The sequence below is a fragment of the Bdellovibrio sp. HCB288 genome, from assembly GCF_047305935.1.
Lineage (GTDB): Bacteria > Bdellovibrionota > Bdellovibrionia > Bdellovibrionales > Bdellovibrionaceae > Bdellovibrio.
This window is the reverse complement of record NZ_CP178619.1, coordinates 477,058-499,380: the sequence shown is the minus strand read 5'-3', so window position 1 is coordinate 499,380 and position 22,323 is coordinate 477,058. Positions and strand designations below refer to the sequence as shown.

Annotated in this window: 16 protein-coding genes; 9 read left to right on the top strand and 7 right to left on the bottom strand. The window is 47.1% G+C overall.

Annotated features, from left to right (window positions below):
* Nucleotides 1–60: 60 nt before the first annotated feature.
* The 3 genes from ACLVWR_RS02400 to ACLVWR_RS02390 form a co-directional block, all read right to left on the bottom strand.
* Entirely contained in the window at nt 61–1,371 is a 1,311-nt protein-coding gene (locus tag ACLVWR_RS02400) for a hypothetical protein (RefSeq protein WP_413582361.1), read from the bottom strand.
* A gap of 23 nt (nt 1,372–1,394) precedes the next feature.
* Nucleotides 1,395–4,829 (bottom strand): zinc-dependent metalloprotease, encoded by a 3,435-nt coding sequence (locus ACLVWR_RS02395; RefSeq protein ID WP_413582360.1) that lies wholly within the window; start codon nt 4,827–4,829, stop codon nt 1,395–1,397.
* A gap of 61 nt (nt 4,830–4,890) precedes the next feature.
* Nucleotides 4,891–5,766 carry a hypothetical protein gene (locus ACLVWR_RS02390; protein ID WP_413582359.1) on the bottom strand — a complete coding sequence of 292 codons (876 nt, stop codon included), beginning with the start codon at nt 5,764–5,766 and terminating at the stop codon, nt 4,891–4,893.
* A gap of 418 nt (nt 5,767–6,184) precedes the next feature.
* Between ACLVWR_RS02390 and ACLVWR_RS02385 the strand changes: the two genes are divergently transcribed.
* The 3 genes from ACLVWR_RS02385 to ACLVWR_RS02375 all read left to right on the top strand — a co-directional run bounded on the left by ACLVWR_RS02385 (nt 6,185) and on the right by ACLVWR_RS02375 (nt 9,596).
* On the top strand, nt 6,185–6,736 hold the full coding sequence (locus tag ACLVWR_RS02385; RefSeq protein ID WP_413582358.1) for a manganese efflux pump MntP family protein: 552 nt from the start codon (nt 6,185–6,187) through the stop codon (nt 6,734–6,736).
* A 128-nt stretch (nt 6,737–6,864) separates the two neighbouring features.
* Nucleotides 6,865–8,253, top strand: a complete 1,389-nt coding sequence (locus tag ACLVWR_RS02380; protein ID WP_413582357.1) for a TldD/PmbA family protein — start codon at nt 6,865–6,867, stop codon at nt 8,251–8,253.
* Nucleotides 8,253–9,596, top strand: a complete 1,344-nt coding sequence (locus ACLVWR_RS02375; protein ID WP_413582356.1) for a TldD/PmbA family protein — start codon at nt 8,253–8,255, stop codon at nt 9,594–9,596. Before ACLVWR_RS02380 ends, ACLVWR_RS02375 begins: the two co-directional genes overlap by 1 nt.
* Before the next feature lie 15 nt (nt 9,597–9,611).
* Here ACLVWR_RS02375 and ACLVWR_RS02370 read toward each other — a convergent pair whose 3' ends face one another.
* Nucleotides 9,612–9,971 carry a hypothetical protein gene (locus tag ACLVWR_RS02370; RefSeq protein WP_413582355.1) on the bottom strand — a complete coding sequence of 120 codons (360 nt, stop codon included), beginning with the start codon at nt 9,969–9,971 and terminating at the stop codon, nt 9,612–9,614.
* 118 nt (nt 9,972–10,089) lie between these two features.
* Nucleotides 10,090–10,866 (bottom strand): HAD family hydrolase, encoded by a 777-nt coding sequence (locus ACLVWR_RS02365; RefSeq protein ID WP_413582354.1) that lies wholly within the window; start codon nt 10,864–10,866, stop codon nt 10,090–10,092.
* 123 nt (nt 10,867–10,989) lie between these two features.
* On the opposite strand from ACLVWR_RS02365, the gene topA reads away from it, so the two are divergent.
* The 5 genes from topA to ACLVWR_RS02340 all read left to right on the top strand — a co-directional run bounded on the left by topA (nt 10,990) and on the right by ACLVWR_RS02340 (nt 18,666).
* Nucleotides 10,990–13,725 (top strand): type I DNA topoisomerase, encoded by a 2,736-nt coding sequence (gene topA, locus ACLVWR_RS02360; protein ID WP_413582353.1) that lies wholly within the window; start codon nt 10,990–10,992, stop codon nt 13,723–13,725.
* A 94-nt stretch (nt 13,726–13,819) separates the two neighbouring features.
* Complete coding sequence (locus tag ACLVWR_RS02355; RefSeq protein ID WP_413582352.1) at nt 13,820–14,266, top strand: hypothetical protein; 447 nt, start codon at nt 13,820–13,822, stop codon at nt 14,264–14,266.
* A 149-nt stretch (nt 14,267–14,415) separates the two neighbouring features.
* Nucleotides 14,416–15,318: a hypothetical protein gene (locus ACLVWR_RS02350; protein ID WP_413582351.1), complete on the top strand. Its 903-nt coding sequence runs from the start codon at nt 14,416–14,418 to the stop codon at nt 15,316–15,318.
* A gap of 116 nt (nt 15,319–15,434) precedes the next feature.
* Nucleotides 15,435–17,456 carry a S41 family peptidase gene (locus ACLVWR_RS02345; RefSeq protein WP_413582350.1) on the top strand — a complete coding sequence of 674 codons (2,022 nt, stop codon included), beginning with the start codon at nt 15,435–15,437 and terminating at the stop codon, nt 17,454–17,456.
* A gap of 100 nt (nt 17,457–17,556) precedes the next feature.
* Nucleotides 17,557–18,666: a hypothetical protein gene (locus ACLVWR_RS02340; RefSeq protein WP_413582349.1), complete on the top strand. Its 1,110-nt coding sequence runs from the start codon at nt 17,557–17,559 to the stop codon at nt 18,664–18,666.
* Between the two features lie 14 nt (nt 18,667–18,680).
* Here the strand turns inward: ACLVWR_RS02340 and ACLVWR_RS02335 are convergent, their stop codons facing one another.
* Complete coding sequence (locus ACLVWR_RS02335; RefSeq protein WP_413582348.1) at nt 18,681–19,775, bottom strand: hypothetical protein; 1,095 nt, start codon at nt 19,773–19,775, stop codon at nt 18,681–18,683.
* A gap of 226 nt (nt 19,776–20,001) precedes the next feature.
* On the opposite strand from ACLVWR_RS02335, the gene ACLVWR_RS02330 reads away from it, so the two are divergent.
* Nucleotides 20,002–20,835, top strand: coding sequence for a hypothetical protein (locus ACLVWR_RS02330; RefSeq protein WP_413582347.1), 834 nt, complete (start codon nt 20,002–20,004; stop codon nt 20,833–20,835).
* Here the strand turns inward: ACLVWR_RS02330 and ACLVWR_RS02325 are convergent.
* A complete protein-coding gene (locus tag ACLVWR_RS02325; protein WP_413582346.1) occupies nt 20,832–22,295 on the bottom strand; it encodes a right-handed parallel beta-helix repeat-containing protein in 1,464 nt (487 codons plus the stop codon). The two genes, ACLVWR_RS02330 and ACLVWR_RS02325, sit on opposite strands and share 4 nt — an antisense overlap.
* Nucleotides 22,296–22,323: the final 28 nt, after the last annotated feature.

Here is a 22,323-nt window from a genome sequence, read left to right as displayed (position 1 = left end):
AAGCCGGGTCCGGAGGAAGCAATTTACAGAGGGTGATCGTGTCGAATAACAGCGATGTTTTTACTTAGCTTGGCATTCAACAGTGATTGGGGAGGATTCGGATCCGATGACCATCTTCAATGGAGCCGACCCTGGAGCCATGTTAGCAACAGTAGCCACAAATCCTTCGCCCGCATTTACAGGGGTGGAATTGCCCAGGTTTAGAACATTGGTTTTAGATGACATATAAACCAAAGTTACCCCACGCTGACCTTGCATTTTGCGCAGCTTGAATGGCCTTTCACCGGCAAGTTCAAAATCCACCTCTGCCGTTGAGGATTCAGCATCAGAGCTTTGAACTATCGTTCCGTAAACTTTATCGCCAACGCGACAAACGATGCCATTGGCAGCGATATCACCAGTCAAAGATTGGTTGCGCGCTTCCAGTACTTCTTTGGTTTCATCCAGCTTCCAACGATCCATGATTTCCAGGGACAGAGGAAGGGAGCTGCTGGTTGCCGGGTCGACGTACAATTCAACCAATTGCAACGAGCGATCCACTTCTTTGATCACGCCTGGTAGTAGAGTCCCCATATTTTTGCGGGCTTGGGTGATGTCCTCTTTACAGGATTCAATGGTTTTTTGCAGCACCGAGGTGACTGCCGCTCTGTTGGCGATCAGGGAAGGCAATTCTATTTTGGATTTAAACGTCATGTAGTTACTGTAGTTGTTGGCGAATATGGCCAAAGCACCGCAAAGTTGATTGTCATTGCCTTCTTTAAGGTCATTGATAAGCGCCTCAGTTTTCTTTTTGATATTTTCAGACAGATCGTGAATGAACTGGATTTGATCGTCTGACAAATTCAACAGGTGTTCGCGTTTCTCGATGGCAACCACAATCAGCTTCGTTTGATCTTTGTCGAAACCATAGGCCGTTGCGATTTTTTCAAAGGAACGCTGGATGGCTAATTTAGGCATTTCTTTATCAGTGAATTCACCCTGAAGGTCTTCAATTTTTACAGTCGCATCCAAAGTGCCATTAAGAAGTGCGTCGGTAATATCCAGCTGTTTTGCGCCAGCTTTGCGACTGGTGAAATCTTTTAGAAGCTGAGCCGTTTCGTCTGTTTCCGTGGTGCCCATGGCATCCATTTTTAGACGGGCGGCAATTTTGAAAACCTTGGACTGAAGGTCCTTCATAGCGTCCTGACGGGCTACAGAGTCCCTGATCTTGTCGTCGGGTGAGGGCACGTTGCCAGTTTCAGAAGCCCGGTGGCCTGAGTTCAAAATTTCATTTTGAATCTCAGGTTGACCGGCTGAACCTGGGGATTTACTGCCGGGTTGGCATCCGGCAGTAACCATAAGAAGTGCGCTTGCGATCAAGATTTTCTTCATTGTCGTATCCTGTCTAATTCACATTACTTTGTTTCTTCAGCACCTGGCAAAATCGTCAGAAGGTAACGCAATTTCTCCTTGGAGGCCATCGCACCAGATTTGAACAATTTGATATCGTTCGCAGTGATGTCAGTGTACTCAGGGGCCGTTTCCAATTCTGAAACCGGAGTTTCAGGAGTGCGTGGCAAGTTGGAAGGGCGGCTGCGTGCAACCAACAATCCTTCAAGATCCTTCGCTTCCAGCTTAGCCAGACGCTCAGACTTGTTCATAACCACCATGGCATTCTGGGCCACCGCATTTTCCGGCAATGCCAATGCTTTAAATGTACCGGCATCCACTGCAAGAGTGTTTGCGTCGGCATTCACCACAGCCACCTTCGCGATACGGTTCACACGGAACTGGTCCACGAAAGCTTTGTCTGCCACTGCGTGAGACTGGGAAGTGCTCATGCGGGCTGTGATGATCTTAAGCATTTGCTCCTGGAAGCTGACTTTATGATTTGGCAAGCCCATGCGGCGAGCTGCTGAATCAAGAAGTGGAACCTCAAACCAGTGAGTGTTTGTGCCTTTATTCACCTGGTCTGGTGTCGGGAACATTTCATAACTCCAGTCCATATCGAACACTGGTTGGCTCATGGCATCTCGGAAAGTCAGTTTGTTTGAAGTTTGGTCAAACAACAGAGATGTTACCGTTGAGGCGATTTCCGGAGCCAGATCTTTGATGTCCAGGTAGTTATCCTCGTTTTGGCGAGTTCCCGTGTTTGTTCTTGCAAACAAGGCCTGTGCTGCAGCCAACTTGTCCGGACCAATACCGCGAACGTCGATTTGATCCGCGTATTGAGTTGGTGTTTTGCTGTCGCGAACATCGTTAAAGAACTTACCCGTTTGACCGACCAGGATGAACTCTGACTTCAACTGGATGTCTGAGCATTTAGTCGCCTCAGCACTCATGCTGGTAAGCGGGGAGATATCGATAATCGTATTTGGGTTGTCCGCTTTCGCAAAGGCACACATAACTTCCGGTGTTTTTAGAACATCCATGAAGAAACGGCCAGAAATCAAAGCAGCCTGCTTAAGGTCCTTCAACCAAGCGATCTCAGTAAATTCCTTAGAGTCATCAGTCAGAGCATAACGGTTTTTAATGTCTGAGTATGACTCCATGAAGTTGCGGATATATTGGAAGCGTGACATTGTACCGCTGTAGTAACCGCCTTGCTGAATTTTTGAGAAATTCTCGCGGCCGTTACGGTAATTGCGGGTCAAGTAAGCATCGTTGTAGGCCTTGATCAGGTACTGCACGATTTCAGTGTAGTTGGTGCCTTTGTCAAAGCGTTTGCAACCAGGATTCATGTCCACAGACTCATCAGAGCAGTATGTGAAGTCACGCAAAGCCAGGTCGGATTTCTCTTTCGTCAGTTTTTCCAAAGTTTCAGGAACTGCCACTGCTGTCCCTTTGTCAGATTCAACCACACGGCTGTAACCGAAGCGCAATGCCGCGATATCGTACTTGCCCAAAGTTGGAAGCAGGTTCAATTCGCTGTAACCGTAGTCCATCACAGAGCTGTATGGGATTTCATGTTTAACGCCCATTTTAGCCAGTTCACCTTGGGTATAAAAGTTCGCGCGGTCTTCAGAGCCACCAAAGTTATGACGTAGACCCAGGTTGTGACCCAGCTCATGCACCAAAGTTGGAACCCATACTTCCGGCATTACGATAGCAATCACCTGCTCGCGCTCTGTATCGGAAAGGTCATTCCATAGTTTCAATTTCTGACCCAGTTTTGCTTGCAACGCGTTCTTGATATGTTCGCTGAATGGGAACAACTCAGAAGGGTAGTTGCAGTATTTGGACATAACTGACAAAGCATCGATGGCTTTTGTCGCATCAGATTTATTCAAGCCTTCATCAGCATCAGCGATTGCCATCAACGTGGACTTGTTGCTGAAGCGGGCATGACCTTTTGCAGAGTTAGCAACAGTTTCACGCACCTGTTTAGGTGAAAGGGTTTTCAGTGATTCACCGCCCATGATCGCTTGCTTAAGAACTGTAGGTGCCAATGCAGGAGTGTTCGAAACCTGAGTCGCTTTGTAAGAGTTGGCAATTTTGTAACCCGTTTTCGTGGACAGAGTGTATGCAGAATACTTCGCTGCCTGGTGCTGGGCTTTTAGGGCCTCAGAAGGAGTGGCGTTGTTTGCTGCCTGAGTCGTCGCACCGGAATCTGGTGATTCAGTGTCCTGAGTTTTGGAAAGCTCGCGCACCACTTCATCATAAGTGTAGCGGATACCTTGAACGAAGTTACCGTAGTACATCGCCACGCGGCCGCTCATGATTTCACCTGTGCGTGGATTTGCCACTGTTGGGCCGTAACCCAATGGGCCACCCGCGATCGGGTCTTCAACCATCACGATCATGCTGTTGCGAGTGTCGCCGACTTTTTTGCCAGCCGGATCGTTAAGAACCAGGCGTGTTTTCAAGCCAGCAGCTTTAAGACCCTCGTTCACACGGTCGAATGCCACTTGAGTCGCTTTTTTGATGGAAGCGAATTCAGGTTTATTGAAATTGTCAGAAAGGTAGTAAGTGATTTCCTTTCTTTCAGGATTCCAGCGGTTCATCCACTCTTTTTGATTTTTCAGAGTGCGGGTCATATCAACATCATACTTGCGGTTTTCAGAAGTGAAGAAACCGAAAGTACCTTGGTCTTTCAATGGGTACTCGATGGCTTTGTAGCCAGGAGAAGCCATTTTGCTAAGTTTTGTGAAAGAGTAGTGGTAAACGATCTGTGTTTGCAGATCATCGATGCTGTTGATGCTGTAAAGTGCATTGCCCAGGCAGCCAGCGTTACCGCGGAAGCCTTTTTCAATTTGAATATTCAGGGCGCCGTCTTTAAGTTCATAGTTCAATAGGCGAGAAGAAGTCTCAGTGTAGCAGGAAGAGCCGTACAACTGCTCCATCTCTACCGGCAACATATTGAAGCCCGTAGTTCTCATGCTATTGAAGTCTGGAACGAAGTTGGCTTTTTTAGACCAGTTCTTTTCAGAGTTTTCTTCCTCGCGATTTGTACATTTGCCGTAACGGTCTTCCGCACAACGGTATTCAACGTTTCTGATTGGAATTTCCATCAGGATTTTGTCATTTAAAGTATTATCCTTAGCCAGGCGGCCTTCGTCGTTGACTTGCATCACCTGCAAAGTGTTTTCCGTGAAGCGGAATTTAACGATTTTTTCCTGACCTTGCCAGAAGGGATTTGCCGAGGCGATTCCCGTATCGTCATTGTTGGTGATGTCAGAGGAAGCGACGAATAGATATTCGTCTTCCGGAGAAAGAGTTGCTTTGGTTTCAACGTTTTCTTTAAAGACTTCTTTGTACGGAACGGATTTCGTACAGGAAATCATTAATGTTGAAATGGTCAGCAGCAAAGCACCAGTGACTGGAAGTTTGCGTTTCATGTTGCTGTTCATACTCTCTCCTCTTCAAAACTCTCAAAAAAACCTAAAATCTTAAAACCTGTAAAAATCCAAATTAAATGCTTATCGTAAAACCCGCTTTAACGATCGAAGTGGTGTCGTTAAAGAACTCGATGTTTGAATCAATTCCGTTTGCCTTTAGTGCATTTCCTTGATTGGAAGTGCCGATCCAAGCTGAAATCGTTGGAGTGAAGTCCCAACCAAGATCAGCGCCCACACTGAATTTGTTGCGGGTATCATCCTGGTAAGTCCAGCCCACCGTATACGAGTAGGATGTTTGCAGTGCCAGTTTCGAAAAAAGCGGCAGTGTGTAAGTCAATGCCAATTGAGCATTGTTGCGCATGTTGTAGGAACCATCCGCTGTCATTTCATATTCATGAAAGTTGCGAGTAAGTTGCAAACCTGTTGCTGCGGAGCTGCCCCAGATCAAGTTATTAAAAGCGACCTTAGTGCCAACGCGAGCTGCCCCTTGATAAGACATTTCATCCTGCATTTGGCGATTCGTTGGCAAGATCCCAGCTAGAGTATTAATCCAGGCGATATCCTGTGTAAGCGGTGTTTTAAAACTCAATGAAGCACTGGTGTTGTCAAAATAAGTGTTTTCTGCGCCGACGTGTTCTTTGATGACTCCCGTGCCTATACGCATAGAAGTGATTTTATTAAAGCGGTAGCCAGCAGATAAATCGAAGGACGTTTGAGCATCGCGCTCATAGGAGTCCTCTTTCATCATATTGCTGTATGATTCCACACTCAAATCGATGGACCAGGCTTTGGTTTCTGGCGTTGGCGCAGGAGCCGCCGGGCGTTTCGCCTTAGTCGTGGAAGTCGTCACATTGGCTGCCATTGCCGGTGTGCCTACAGAAAGCGCCACCAGGATCGTTAAACCCTGAATGATGCTCTTAATATATGTAAGACCCGTAAACTTGTTCACAATAGACTCCACGATGGGCTTTTAAACATGAGACCCATCTCTAAGTTCTATCTGAGCAAGGGGTAGGCCATACTATTACATGCCAGTGACCGGTTTAATTGGAGTTGGAGGTTTTAATCGCTCCTCGTGACATTCCACGCGAGCCTCCGTTCAACTTTTGGTCGGCCTTGAAATTTTGAACGTGTTTCATTCTGATACATCTTGAAAATCAAATGACAACGGGCTAACTTGGACTTGTTAGGGAGTAATCTCTGGGGCCTTTCTGCGTCCCTGGACTTGGTCGACATACTGGCAGTAAAAGCCCGGCCAACTCGCGAATCCTTTCGCTGATGAGACTGACACTGGTGTTGTTAACAGCAATTGCCGTGTCGTCTCGTATCTCAAAGACCTCACGGCTATTTCAAGAAGGAATTTTTTGATGTTGTTCGAGGTTTTAATTCTGGGTTTAGTTTTAAGTGCTGATTCTTTTTCTGCCGCCATGGCTATGGGCTCCAGGCCTTTTACCACCAAAGACTCTCTGAAATTTGCATTCAGTTCGGGTGGTGCTGAACTTGTGGCAACACTTGCGGGTTATATGGCGGGAGCCCACCTTATCAGTTTGATCTCTTCTGTGGATCACTGGATTGCCTTTGGTCTATTGGCAGCAGTGGCATTGCATATGGCGTATGAGGCCATTCAGGACTTAAGAGGGCAGGGGGAAAAAGAGGAGGCCGTCGACTTTCATAGCTTTTGGAAGGTGCTGCTGGTGTCTTTTGCGACCAGTTTGGACGCTTTCGGTGTTGGAGTCAGCTTAGGGGTGGCCAAAAAAACAATCGCACCGTTTCTGGTGTCCATCGGTCTGTGGGCTTTCGTTGCGACTTTGGTGGGTTTGCATTTGGCGCGTCGCCTTTCTGGAAAGATGGGACCTCTGTTCACTTTTATCGGTGCCGCGGTACTGGGCTATATGTCGATTCAGATGTTAAGTATTTAGAATCTCACAGAGTAAAAATAGTTCGAGTGGTATATAGCAGTACTTTTGGACTTATTCCAAAGTGCTGCGGTGTTTTTAATTGGGACTATTTTCTCTCTGGGATATGCTTTTCCGAATAGGGGGCAATCATGATCGTTCAACCTCATATTCTGACCAAAGCTCTGGATGCAGCACTTTCAACAGGTGCCACTTTCGCAGATATCTTTGTCGAGGATACTTATTCTTCCAATTTGTCTATTCTAAGTTCCAAGGCCGATCAGGCCATTGTGGGCCAGCTCTACGGAGCGGGCATTCGTTTGTTCTTCGGACACGAGATTGTGTACGTCACAACAAATGATTTGTCGGAACAGGGCTTGGTGAAGGCCGCGTTGAGTGCTGCGAAAAGCCGCGGTACCGGCGCGCCAAGTAAATCAATGCCGCTACTGCAGGTTCCATTCGATTCGGTTCACACATACGGTGAAAAGCCATGGGAAATGAATCGCGATCGTAAATTCGCGTGGATGAACTCCCTGGATCAGCATGCGCGTAATCGCAACTCTGCAGTCACTCAAGTTGAAGCGGCGTTGAATGAAAAGTTCCAAAAAGTACAGATCGCAAATTCTCGCGGTTTGATGGCTTATGATGAACGTGCATACAGCCGTTTGAATATGGAAGTCTTTGTTGAGCATATGGGTGTGAAGGAAAGCTCCAGTGAACGTTATGGTCACATGGGAACTTCCGAACTTTATGACAATATGAACTTGGCTGATTTCGCAAATGAAAATGTGGACCGCGCGATGGGCCTGACCACGGCGAAGTTTGCGCCGGCGGGTGAAATGCCCGTGGTGATTGATAATTCCTTTGGTGGAGTTTTATTCCACGAAGCCTGTGGACATGGTCTGGAGACTACGGCTGTAGCCAAGGATGCTTCTGTATTCTGCGGCAAGATGGGGCAAAAAATCGCCAATGAGTGTGTCACTGCGATTGACGACGGCACGATCAAGAACGGTTGGGGCTCGCTGAATATCGATGACGAAGGCAATAAAACAAAGCGTACGACTTTGATTGAGAACGGTGTTCTTAAATCTTATATCGTTGACGAAATGGGATCCCAGCAAACGGGTTACGAAGTAACCGGCAGTGGTCGTCGTCAGTCCTACAAATATGCACCAGCATCCCGTATGAGAAATACCTTCATCGATGCCGGTAAGGATTCCTTTGAGGAAATGATCCGCGACGTGGACTATGGCTTGTATGCGAAAAACATGGGTGGTGGTTCAGTGAACCCGGGGACTGGAGATTATAACTTCCAGGTTCGCGAAGCTTACATCATCAGAAATGGTCGCATCGAGGAAATGGTCAAAGGTGCCTGCTTGATCGGGCGTGGCATCGATACACTTGGTAAAATCACGAAAGTTTCAAACGAATTGAAATTGGCGACGGGAATGTGCGGCTCGGTGAGTGGTTCTATTCCTGCAGCTGTTGGTCAGCCGCAAATCTTGGTATCAAGTTTGATGGTTGGTGGGAGAGCAGGCTAATGGACGCTATTAAAGACAACTTCCAAAAGATCGTAACGCAAGCCAAACAAGACGGCGTCAAAGTGGAGATGTTGATTTCAGGCGGGGAAAGTCTGGAGTTGGGATTTCAAAAAAACACGCTGAAGGATTTTGAATCGACACAAACGCAAATGGCCGGGCTTCGAGTGGTTAAGGGTGCAAGTCAGGGATACGCGTACACAGAGAATCTGTCTCTTGAGGCTTTGTCGCGCACCTATATTGAGGCTTTGAATAATGCCAAGACAGTACAAAGCACGGAGAGCTTCGAAATTCCGATGATGAAGCCGCAGGTATTCAAAGCTCTGAATCTTTTTAATCCCGAAGAAATCGACATGGAAAAAAAGATGGAAGTCGCAAGAGATCTTGAAGCCAAGTGTCTGGCGTTGGACGCGCGCGTTCAAACGGTGCCATATTCCGGGTTTTCCCAAGGTTCTTCTTTTTCACGCATTTTGAATTCAGAAGGCATCGATCAGGAATTCAAGCAGAACTATTATACGGGCAGTGCCGCTCCCTTGGTTAAAGAAGGCGAGATATCAAAAATGGGCGGCGAAGGATTTTTTGTTCGTTCATTTTCTGAGATCAATGTCGATGAGGTGGCTCGCGAAGGCGTTAACAACGCCATTAAGTATCTGGGTGCCTCAAAGCTGAAAACAGGGAACTATCCCGTAGTTCTGGATCGCAAAGTTTTCCCAACGGTGCTGGCGATGCTTTTGTCCTATCTTTCGGCAAAGGAAGTTCACGAGAACAAGTCGTTGCTCAAAGGGAAAATTGGTCAGAAAGTGGCAAGTGATAAATTCACATTGATTGACGATCCCTTTGAACTTCACGGTTCAGCAGTCAGACCCTTCGATGCTGAAGGCGCACCTTCGCAAAAGACGGTCCTGTTTGAAAATGGAGTTCTAAAAAACTTCTTAACGAATCTGGAATATGCAAAGCGTATGAATCTGCCGCACACGGCTCACGCAGCCCGTGGCCCCAGCTCGCCAATGGGCATCGGTCCGACGAATCTGGTGGTGGCAAAGGGTGGTAAAACACAAGCACAGTTGTTGGGGCAGTTCCCGGGTCAAACCGTGCACATCACCAAGTTCACAGGCGGCTTGCATGCGGGTTTTAAGGATTCCACTGGGGATCTTTCCATGCCGGCTGAAGGTTTCTTGTATGAGAATGGCAAATGCCTCGGGCCCGTGGATCAGTTTGTGGTCTCTGGAAATGTTCTGGATGTTTTGCGTGATATCATCGAAGTCGGCGACACTTACAGCAAGCCAGGTCGCAGCCTGATCGCACCAGATGTCCTGATCAAGTCCATGAGTTTTGCCGGCGGATAGTGCCGGCACTCAATCTTAAGAAGCAAAGCGTTCTATGATTCGAACCAAGAGGCCTTTCTTGGCCCAGAATTCCGGTTCGCTTTGTATTCTTTGAAAGTTTTGATCCACATACCGTAACTGATCTCCCAGCAGATTCATGCACTCCTGCACGGAGGTGTAACTGTCGGCGGAAATAAAGTTGCGATAATTTGTGCCCTCGATCCAAAGATCCCCACTGGTTTGCAGACTGATTTTGATTTCTCCAAATGAGAAAATGCGCTGGGGTTTCTTGGCGCTGACCTCGCCGGCATAATGAAGATTATCAAAGTGCCAGATCAGTTTTGCCTGCTCATCCAGTTTGTTGGCGATGTATTGACGTACCTGTGCTCCAACCATAAGACGCTCCTGTATTTAACAGGATCTTTATCGGGATCAGAGTGGAGTCACTTTAGACTAAAGGGCAGGAACCTGACCTCTTCTCACTAAATAATTCGAAGTTAGTTAGATGGTAAAATCATTTGTATTTCAGAATGGCACTGGCGATTTCAGTAAATCCCATTCCGCCTCGTTTTTCTGCCACATATGTGGGTTGATATTTGATTTGATCAACAAAGTTTTGGATATTTGCCACTGCAAAGCTGTGTGGAAAATATTGAAACATGGGCTCATCGTTGGGGGAGTCGCCACTGAAGCCGCACACTTTTTTGGCATCTTCAGCGTTGATGCCAAATTCAGTTGCTAAAAATTTAAGCGACATGGAGAGTTTGTCGTAGGAACCAAACCAGCCATTCACGTGGATGGAACTGACCTTGGCCTGCGCACCATGGGATTTGAAGATATCCACGATTTTCTGAACCTCTGATTTTGGCAGGGCAGGAACGTCTTCACAAAAATCAATTGCCAGATCCATCAAACGGCAGAATTGATCGCTCGCCAGATCACAACCCGGAACCTTTTGTCGAATTTCTTTTTCCAGTTGGTTTAGTTTCGCACGGTTGTTTTGCTGAGTTTGTTCATCAAAGAAAAAATGGCGGTGCATTTTTTTATCATGATAGCGGAAGTAGAAACCACCGTTCTCGCCAATAATTCCACTGACAGGCCACACACGTGCGATCATTTCGCACCAACCTGCGGGGCGGCCAGTGACTGGGATCACTCTGATTCCAGCATTGTGCAGTTCCCACATGGCGGCATAAGCTTCTGCTCCCAAAAGCCCTTCATCTGTCAGCGTGTCATCGATATCCGTAAGTAAGAACTGAAGTGAATTTGTGAATGCAGAAATTGGTTTCATCCTCACAAGGTATCTGCTTTTGGTACTGGTTGTCAAAATTCAGACTTGCAAAGTCAGGATTCAGCCTTCATGTTTTGTCTATATATTATATCCCGGTTACAAGCCGGATGAAGGGCTGGGTACATGGCCAAAAAAACCGAAGCGGCGTCTGATGGCATCAAGTTAGTCATCGTGGAGTCCCCGACAAAAGCTAAAACCATTCGCAAATTCCTGGGCAGGGATTATGTGGTGGAGTCTTGTATGGGGCATATCCGCGACTTACCGCAATCCGCAAAAGATATTCCTGAAAAAGTAAAAAAAGAAAAATGGGCGCAGCTGGGCGTGAACGTTGATAAAAACTTCGAGCCTTTGTACTGCGTTCCCAAAGACAAGCTCAAAGTCGTAAAGAACTTGAAAGACAAACTCGACGAAGCCTCAGAGCTTTACCTCGCGACCGACGAAGACCGCGAAGGGGAGTCTATCAGCTGGCATTTACTTGAAGTTCTAAAACCAAAAGTTCCAACCAAGCGAATGGTGTTCCATGAGATCACCAAGGATGCGATACAAAAGGCGCTTAAAGACACGCGCGAGATCGACTTCAACCTGGTGCGTGCTCAGGAAGCACGTCGCGTATTGGACCGTTTGGTGGGGTATACGATCTCTCCACTTCTTTGGAAGAAAGTGGCCTATGGTTTGTCGGCAGGTCGCGTGCAGTCTGTGGCCGTGCGTTTGATCGTTGAGCGTGAGCTTGAGCGCATTCGCTTCAAAAAATCCTCTTACTGGGGCGTTTTGGCGGAGCTATCCAAAGACGGAATCAACTTTGAATCCCGCTTGCAACAATACAACAGCCAGCGTGTGGCGACTGGTAAGGACTTTGATGGCCTTACAGGTCAATTGACTGCTGGAAAAGACGTTTTGGTTCTGGGTGAAAAGGAAGCTTCAAAACTTTCCGCTGATCTTAAAAACGGCGGTTGGACAGTTTCTGATGTTGAGGAAAAACCAACGTTCAGAAAACCAGCAGCTCCATTTATCACTTCCAGTTTGCAACAGGAAGCCAATCGTAAATTGGGACTGTCAGCGCGTGAGACCATGCAGGTTGCACAAAAACTGTACGAGCAAGGTTTCATTACCTATATGCGTACGGACTCTACGTTCTTATCCAATGAGGCGATCAATGCCTCTCGTGATTGCATCACGACTAAATACGGCAAAGAGTACTTAACTCCACAGCCGCGTACTTATGCTGCGAAAAAAGTGAAAGGTGCCCAAGAGGCCCATGAAGCGATTCGTCCAGCAGGTAATCAATTCCAGGATCCGGATGAAACAGGTCTGACAGGACAACAATTCCGTCTATACGATTTGATCTGGAAACGTACGATTGCATCGCAAATGGTGGATGCTCGTCAAAAGCAAGTCAGCGCAAAAATCACGGTGGGTGATGCGATCTTCGGTGCTTCGGGCATGACGATCGAATTCCCGGGTTTCTTGCGTGCCTATGTGGAAGGGTCGGATGATCCTGAAGCAGATTTGGCCGAGCGCGAAGTGCGCTTGCCGGCGCTAAAAGCCAAAGACTCTGTGAAGTGTGTGAAATTGGATCCGACATCCCATGAAACCAAACCTCCAGCTCGTTATACCGAGGCAAGCCTTGTACAAACGATGGAGAAAGAGGGTATCGGTCGTCCATCCACTTACGCATCTGTTATCGGTACAATCATTGACCGTGGTTACGTTCGTAAGGGCGGCACCGCTTTGATTCCGACTTTCACGGCGATGATCGTTTCAAAACTTCTAAGCAGTTACCTGACTCAGTATGTGGACTTGGGCTTTACTTCTGAAATGGAGCAAAGCCTGGATCATATCGCTGACGGCGACCTTGATTGGGAAAGCTATCTTGCTTCCATCTACAAAGGCCCGAAAGGTCTGCGCGCGATGGTTGATAATCAGGAAGCCAAGATCGATCCAGATGAAGCCCGTACAATGTCTTTGGAAGGCATGGATAAGTATAAATTCCACGTCGGCCGTTACGGTGCCTACCTGACGACAAAACGTGATGGTGAGGATGTCAGTGCTTCTGTCCCTGACAATGAATCACCAGCGGACATCACTCCGGAAATCGCCGAGAAATTGATTGATCAAAAAATCAATGGTGCGGATGCCTTGGGTAAGGACCCTAAAACTGGCGAGCCTATTTACGTGCTAAGTGGTCGCTACGGTCCTTATGTTCAATTAGGTGATGTGTCGCCTGAAAATGACAAACCAAAACGTGCGTCGCTTCCACCGAACATGCAACCAGAGCAGGTCGACTTGCAAACGGCTTTGGATCTGTTGTCTTTGCCAAGAAGCTTGGGTGATCACCCGGGTACCGGCAAGGACATCAAGGCTGGTTTGGGTCGTTTCGGTCCATTCATCGTTCATGACGGTGACTATCGTTCGATTCCAAAAGGCGAAAGTGTGTTGAACATCACGTTTGAACGCGCGATGGAAATGTTGAGCCAACCTAAAAAAGGCCGCGGTAAAGCCGCAGCTCTTCGTGATTTGGGTGCGCATCCTGAAACGGGTGAAGTGATTCAGGTATTCAACGGTCCTTATGGTCCGTACTTCAAGAGTGGTAAGGTCAATGCCTCGTTGCCAGAAGGAGCGACTGTAGAGTCGGTCACACTGGAACAAGCCGTAGCGGCGATCAACGAGAAGGGACCTGCAAAGGGCTCTAAAGGAAAAGGCAAAGCGAAAGCTGCCGCAAAACCGAAAGCCGCGAAAGCAGCCAAAGGTGAAGCCAAAGCCGCCGCTCCGAAAAAGAACTTGAAGAGTGCAGAGTCCGCGAAAGAAAAAGCCCAGGCATTGGGTGTTAAGAAAGTCGTGACTCGTAAGGCGAAGAAGTAATTATCCATCTGAATTTGATACATTTAAAAGGCCCACCTCTTTATCGAGCGTGGGCTTTTTTTGTGGCCTTTACTCTGAAAGGGGGCGTGCTACCATGAAGTCTCGCGGGGGAATTATGAAGCATTACGTGGGCTTTCTTTTGTTATCCGGGTTCCTGGGGATATCGGTCATGGCCGCTGCTCAAACCCAGTCTCAAGCTCAAAAAGAATGTGTGACGACGGTTCGGGTGCGATCCATGTCGATATCGTCATCCGAGGCTGAAAAGCTTTGTTCCGGGGACTATCAGGAAGTGGTGAACTGTGCCGTGACGGCCAAGCAGACATCAATGGGTTCCATGGATGATGCGTTGAAAAAGTGCCGGGGCGAGATGGGGCTTAAAGCCAAAGAACAACCGGCGGCTAAAACCGTGACCGATACCCCTAAGGCGGGACAGGGTCCGGTGCAGGTTCCAGTGGAGTCCATGGCTCCGGACGTGGAGAAAGCTCAGGATTCGACCACGGAGGGCTCCAAGAAATCATCTGAAGGGTTTGAAGAGCTTTAGGCGAAGCTCCTAACCAAATACTAACTGGACAGGAGGGGAGAGCCTGTCTAACTAGTAGTCAGCATTATTGAAAAAAAGAAATTAGTGCAGGGCCCTTTCGTACGTCGGAATTATTTGCTAATTTTAAGCCCGTACGAGGATAGTGTTCCATGAGTGAAGATCAAAAACCCAAAGGCCAGCTCGATTTAGGAATAAATCGCAGTCCAGAGAAAGATAGAAACTTTCATCTGGGCGGCCGTAGTTTTTATTTCTTCGACTTCGATGACAATATCGCCTTTTTGACGACTCCATTGATTCTGTTCCATAAAGAAAGCCGAACTGAGCAAATGATCTCCAGCGGAGACTTTGCCCAATATAATTCCACCATCGGAAAAAGCGGTGTCTACGCGGATTTTGAAATCGATTTTTGTGATGTGACAGGCACATTCAGAAATTTCCGCGATCATTCCATAAGCGACGTGGAAAAACTTGCGGGTAAACGCCAAGTCTTTGTTCAAGATGTGGCTGAAGCCTTGGGCTTTCCGGATTTCCAATGGAAGGGTCCTTCTTGGGAGTGCTTTTATCACGCGACATTCAATCAACGTCCTTTATCCGTAATCACAGCTCGCGGTCACCATCCTGATACTTTAAAAGACGGCATCAAAGTTTTCGTTCAAAACAAGGTCCTGCCATTAGAGCCAAACTACCTAAGCCTGTATCCGGTCAGCCACAAGCCAACGCGCTTATTGTTGGGTGACACAGAATATTCAGAAGGTACGGCGGAGTTAAAACAACGCGCGATCCGTGCGAGTGTTGAAAAAGCCATTGAGACTTATGGATATAATGCGCATCACCGTTTTGGAATGTCTGATGATGATCCAAAGAACATCGAATTGATCGTTCAAGAAATGACTCGACTAAAGGCCAGGTTTCCGGAGATGTCTTTCTTTATGATCGAGACTCAGCACGGCAGCTTCATTAAACATGAAGTGAAAGTGGGCGGACTCCATGGACAAAAAGTTGAAGACCTCTCTCAACTGTCCTTTTTTGAAGATGACCGACGTAAGTCTTAAATAATCTGACAGTCCTAAATTGCTCCCTCCAATAACAAATAGAATGCTCTGGGGAAAATTCCTGCTAATCTTAAGTGATTAGAACGCTCTCGCCGGGGAGTTAAGGAAGGACCATCATGAGTTCAATCTCTAAGGGAATTAAGGGTTTAATTGTTGCGGGTTCACTCGCAGTTTCATCTGTTGCTGCCGCACAATTAAAAGACGGTTTGGAATGCCGCTACATTTCAGTTATCGAACAGGGTTTCCTGGCAAATCACGTGAAGTATTCAGATCGCAACGCAGAACTTGCGAATCGTGTTACTGAACAATATCTAAAACGTTTGGATCCATCAAAAATCTACCTGACTCAGGCGGATGTTGATGCGATCAAAAAAGACATGTCCAACGTTTTTGAAAAAACCAAAAACAGAGACTGTACGTTCCTTGATAAGGCGCAAAAAATGGTTCTGGAAAGAGTTCAGGATCGCGCGAACTTTGCAAAAAAATACCTGGGTAAGGATTTCAAATTTGAATCAAACACTGAGTTTGCGTTCGATCCGGATAAAAAGCCTTGGCCAAAGAATGGTGATGAAGCCAATGAGTATTTGAAAAAATACATCCAGTTCCAGATTGGTAACTATCTAGCAACTGATATGAAACTTGATGAAGCCAAGAAGAACGTAGAGAAAAACTATGAGCGCGCAGTAAAACGTACTCAAGAGACAACTCAGGACGATCTGCTTTCCGGCTACTTGGATTCTTTCGCAAGAGCATTGGATCCACACTCCAGCTTCTTCTCTCGTGATGTGCTTGAAGATTTTGAAATTCAAATGCGTTTGTCTTTGGAAGGTATCGGGGCGACTCTTTCCTCTCAAGACGGTTTCACTGTGGTTGAGGCATTGGTTCCAGGTGGAGCTGCTGCTAAATCCGGCTTGATCGAACCGCAAGACAAGATCATCGCTGTCGGCCAGGATAAGGGCGCGATGGAAAACGTGATTGATCAGGATTTGAAAGACGTTGTTAAGAAAATCCGCGGTAAAAAAGGCACGAAAGTTCGTTTGACGATCCTGCGTAAAGCGGGTGAAGGCAAAAAACGTTTCGATGTCACGTTGACTCGTGAAAAAGTGAATCTTGAGGACGAAGCGGCTTCCATCACTTATGTTGATAAAGAAGTCGGCGGCCAAAAGAAAAAAATCGGTATCCTGAACTTCCCAAGCTTCTATGCTGACTCTCGTCGTGGTGGCAGATCTTCTGCAACTGATATGAAGGTTTTAATCAAAGAAGCTGTGGCTAAGAAAGTGGACGGTCTGGTGTTGGATCTTTCCAACAACGGTGGTGGTTCCCTTGAAGATGCAGTTAAAATTGCAGGTTTGTTCTTCCAAACAGGTAACGTGGTAAAACAATCCTCCAAAAATGAAGGTCGTGCTGAAGCCGCTCTTCGTGACACAGACGCAGCGGTTGATTGGAATGGGCCACTGGTTGTTTTGACCAGCCGTATTTCTGCATCTGCTTCCGAGATCGTATCCGGAACTTTGCAGGACTATAAACGTGCGGTTGTTGTCGGTGGCGATCACACTTATGGTAAAGGTTCAGTTCAGTCCGTATTGCCAATCCCGAATGACTTGGGCGCGATCAAAGTAACAGTGGGTATGTTCTTCGTACCATCTGGTAAGTCCACTCAGCACAGAGGTGTGGATGCGGATATCGTTCTTCCAGGTCCATTCTCTACTGATGATATCGGTGAGAAATACATGGACTACTCTTTGCCGCCAAAAACAATTGAGGCTTTCATTTCTCCGGATGCCTTTGTAAAAGAAGGTTCCGGTGCATGGAAAGAGATCAAGCCAGAGTGGTTGAAGCAGATGTCTGAAAGATCTGCAGACCGTGTGGCGAAATCTGACGATTTCAAAAAAATCGTGGATGAGTTGAACAAAGCCAAAGCGCGCGGAAAAGTGATCCGTGTCAGCGAAGTGCTTAAAGATAAGAATGAAAAAGAGAAAAAAGAGAAAGCCAAAAAAGTAGCAAGCAAAGCGAAGAAGACCGAGGAGTACCTGAAACGTCCTGATATCCAGGAAGCGACGAATGTACTTCTAGATCTGATTCAGCTTGAAGACGGTAAAGCGCTTCCAGCGACCCCGAAGCAAGCGAACGCTAAATAGTTTGCCGCTAGATTTGACATGTTAGTTGTTGTTAAAAGCCCGGGAAACCGGGCTTTTTTTTGCTAGAATGCATAAATTCGGATAAACTAAAGAAATGACGATGTCGTTGTTTCGCATACTGGCACTTTCTCCACTTATATTCAGTTCGATGGCCCTTGGAAAAGTCACCGAGGCCCAGTGTTCAACCAAAGATTTTTCAGGTCGTTTCGTGCCCCCTAAAGATCAGGGAAATGCGGGATTTTGTTATTCCTTCGCCGCATCCGATCTTGTCGCTGAGGCTGCGGGTGTAAAACCACCCGATACGGTTTCCGCTCTTTACGCCGGTTCACAGTATATTTCTATGTCGCCAGATGAAGTTAAAAAAGCGAACGAGGCGATTTCATTCGATACTCCAAAACAAGCTTCGCAACCGCAAATGGGCTCGATGGGCGGCGGCTTTGGTGGAGGTGGATTTGCCACCAGCGTATCTTTGTCTGATCCGAACTATCGAATTCATGATCCAAAAGGAAAGCCGCTTCTAAAAAGAGAAGGTGGGCAAACGGATCTTATCGCGGCTCATTTAATAAATCAGGGTCGAGCCTGTTTGGAAAAGGAAATTCCGTCAGAGATTTTGGGTAAAAACCCAAGTGATCCCGAACAGCAGGGCTTTTTCTCCATGCAACTGGGCAGTAGGGCCGGTGGTGATGAGATGAATAAAGTCAGAGAGAATAAAAAACTTTATTACGATCTGCAGAATACTTGCATGCGGGAACCACCTCTAAAAGGCCTTGATCAATTAAGACCATACAAGGAAGCCGTGCAAGATTGGGCCGCCGACCATCTTAGAAAGAATGTCACGGAAGCTTGTAAGTCGCCGGTTAAATTGAAAGGACTGGAAGTTCACTCCCGTTCTTTTACCGCAAAGGAACAGAATCCCGAAAGTGCAGCCTACATAATGTCAGTCCTTGATCAGGATCGTCCATTTGCACTTCACTACAATGTGACGTTGATGCGAAAGTGGCCGGAAGGGGCACCGTCTTGGCATTCAAGTATTGTGACCGGAAGACGCTGGAATATAACCAAAGGAACCTGCGAAATAGAAATTAAGAATTCGTGGGGTGATAGCTGTGCCGAGGCCCTCGAACCCGGAATCTGCGATAAGGGACGTTGGTATTTGGATATAGAAAAACTTGCGAATGACAGAAGCGAAGTCATCTGGATTCAAAAATAGCCCGGGAAACCGGGCTACTTACAGTCGTAACTCATGTCCAGTTTCGTGCCTTCCGTTAGCGGAGCCGCGAAGTGAAGAACATTCCCACTCACAGAGTAATTCTTGATGACTTGGCCATCCACGGCCACGTTCAAAGTAGACAGATCGGGTACACATTCCAGGTTGATCTGTGAGAGGGAGTTGATAATTTTATCTTTAAAAGTATTCAAGCTATCAGCAAAATTCGCATCGCAAATACTGCCGACTCCACCTTGAGTCAGATTGGACATCTGACTGTACAGATAACCCGGGTGACTAGGGGACGTATCCAGATCCTGGGTCATTTCGCAAACAGTGTCACCGGGTTTTACGATGATCGAGTTAAATGTAAAGCGCACCTGATCGCCAAACACGGATTGGGACAGCTTCACCAGATTTTCCGGTTGGTCTTCGGTTTCCAATGGCTGGTAGGCTGCGGGGTTGTCCTTGGATTTCACTTTGGAGGCATCGCCGCCGACAGAGCGTTCGTCTTCGTCAGAAATAATAATCACGGATTTCGCAGCGCCATCGCGGTAACAACCATTGCCGACATTTTGGAAGTTGGCATAGGTGGCTTTAATCGCACGTTCGTCACCCGAGGCGCCTCCGCCAATTTGCAAAGTATCCACCGTCGAAGTGAAGATCGAATTCATATTGGTGGTCCCTTTTTTTAGAACCCATGGAGACGTACCAGTCAGGGGAGAGTACTGGGCCCACGTCAGCGGCATACCCCAATGAAAGATCCCCATTGAGTCAGGCAAAGCCTTTGTCGTCGTCAGACACATCTGCCAGTCAATTTGGCTGGCTTCCAGGGAAACCATAAAGTCACTCATCGATGCTGCGAGCTTTTTTAGATCCGGCAGCATCGAATTGGAATCATCCATCACTAATAAGAAATCCACCTGCTTGTTGCCGGATTTAACCACGTCGGAATAGATGTGATCAGGGAGCTTAATCGGAGGTGTCGGACTTGGATTCGGCGTCGCCAATGAAGCGTTATCAACGATTTTTGCAAATTCCATCTTCGCACAACCTGCGCTGGCAAAGGAAAGGAGGACGATAAAGTTCACGAGGTGAGTGGATGTTTTCATAATCCCTTTAACGACACATCGAAATTTAACTTGATGAAAAAACAGGCAGGGGTCCTTGAATGCGAGCAGGATTTAAGGATTCTCTGGATCATGGTCAGTCCGCAAAAACCGTCTCTGTACAAGGGTTTGACGGTATTTTTAACTTCAAAAGCGACTGTGTGGGAAAGGAGCCGGATCAAATATTGAAGTCAAATATTGAAGCGGATAGGTGGGATAGGGATTAAGAATGAATAAACTGCTTGTGGGTATCTTTACACTGCTGACTTCAATAAGCGCCTGGGCGACAAGCCCCGGAGCTATGTCGGCATTGGATATCATGACCTTTGCAGATTCCTTCGAGTGTCAGGATAAGTTCCCGCACCACAGTTTTTGTGAGGCGGTTCAGTTCAAGCCTTGGACCGAACAAGAAAAAGCCATCGTCGGCGGCTACCTTGCCAAGATCAATGATCCACGCCTGCAGGGAATTCTAAAAACCATCCAGGCAAACGGCATCACTAAAATTCACCGCGTTTCCCACGCGGCTCGCTGGTTTAATAATCCCCAATTTCGCCGCGTTGAATTCGTGCGCTCTGCTGAAAAAGCCTTCCTTTGGGTGAATCCTGTAACCAACGTCATTGGTGTGACGGATACATTTTTTACCGGCACTCCGTTTATGGATCCCTATGCCCAAGTTGAACGTAAGCAAATTAACATCCTGCATGAGCTGATGCACGACTTTGATATCGCCACTGATCATGCCTATTCAATGGATGGCTTCGAAAAAGCAGCCAACTGGGGTCAGGACGGACGGGAAGCTGTAATCACGAATGTGGACTATGCAAAATCAAAATTAGAATTTCAACAAGTCATGGCGCTGGTTAAGCAAAAGCGCACGGCTGAGGCCTATGCCTTGGATCGCGAGTTGGGCAGAAAGTACGGTTTCCCGACTCTCTATGCAATGACCGGTCAGTTTGAATGCTTCGCTGAAGCCGTGGCATACTATATTTTTGATCCCACGGCATCAGACTACTACTCGGCCTCACTAAAGGCTTATATGGATTTAATCCTACAAGCAAACTAAGCCGGAGTCGGCTTAGGTGTTGGACTTGGTTCAGGTGCAGGTTTTGGCTTAGGATGAGGACGAGGAATCGGGATTCTTGGCAAACGATATCGGCATCTGTCGACTTTGTGATAGATTTTTCTTTTCGTTCTATCGATTGGTCCCCAATCATATTCTTCTCGCACACGCAGTCGACCTGATTGCACAAGTTCCAAATCCTGTGATGCCGGGAAATTGCGCGCATAAACGATCCGTGCGACGACATTTTCATCCTTTAGGCGTCCACGACTGGTAGCAATGGTTAATTTTCCGAACTGACGTTTGCAGGTTAGCGGGCCACATTTTTTATAGGTCTGTGCCACCTTCAAGTTTTCCGAAATTTGAATGCAACGATTGCCAAATGTTTCCTGCCAGATACCGGCTAATCCCGGTGCTGGAGTGGGCGGAGGCGGTGTCGGACCCGAATCAGGAGTTCCGGTACAAGCGCCACCGGTTAGATTCCACGGAGAGTAGTCATTCAAAGGAACTTCAACTAATCCGACTATTTTTGTGCCTTTGCCGTTAGGGTTGGAGGTGGCGTTAAGAGGACCGGAATCATCTCCCCAAAAGTTGCACGTCGCGAAAGTGGCAGAGGAATCTGGAAGACGATCTACAGACAGTCCTGCTGTACTTAAATCGACAAAATTATTTTTATGGATTTGCACTGAAGAATTAGTGCCACTCAACTGAACTCCATACTGGCCCACAGAAACGCGATTGCCCGTAATAGTCATTCTGGTATTGCCACCAGCCAGTTCGATTCCTTCGCCAGAATTCGAAACGATATTGTTTAAAATCTGCACATCCCGGGTGTTTGTCACACGAATTGCCATGCCATTGCCAGAAATTGAATTGTCGATGATGGTCACATCCGAAGATAGAGTAGCGGCGTTGGTTAATCCGATTCCGCCGGTGGAATTATTCTGGATATTGTTTGAATTGATGCGCAAGTTTGAAGCGTATCCAAATTGATCGTTGATCAGAATACCCCAATTGGAATTGTTTGAAATCGTATTGTCATAGATGTTGGTTGCCGTACCGTTGACGGCAATACCAGTGCTGTGGTTCTGAATAATATTGTTGTGAATATTAGCAGAAGACTGAATGCGAATACCATAGCTAGTCGCAAAGTTGGAACTGGGTTGAATGGTAAAACCATCAATCTCCACACCGTTGCCGGTTACAGTAAATTGTCCCTTTAAAATCGTCCCACTGCCCGCGGTCATGGTGCCCGCGCGAACGCGAATTTCTCCGACATCATAGGTGCCCGCGGCCCAATTGGCGGTGTCACTGGGTAGCATCTCGTTGAGGGTTTCTTGAATCGCCGCAGCCGACATGCCGGGTGTGATATTAAAAGTCGTGGCGGCAAGTGTGAAGCTTGCGAAAAAGCTGACAAGCAGCCACATCGAAACTTGAACCAGACGAACAGGAACTTTTGTCATGCTATTTCCTTTGTTAAAGTAGGCATGA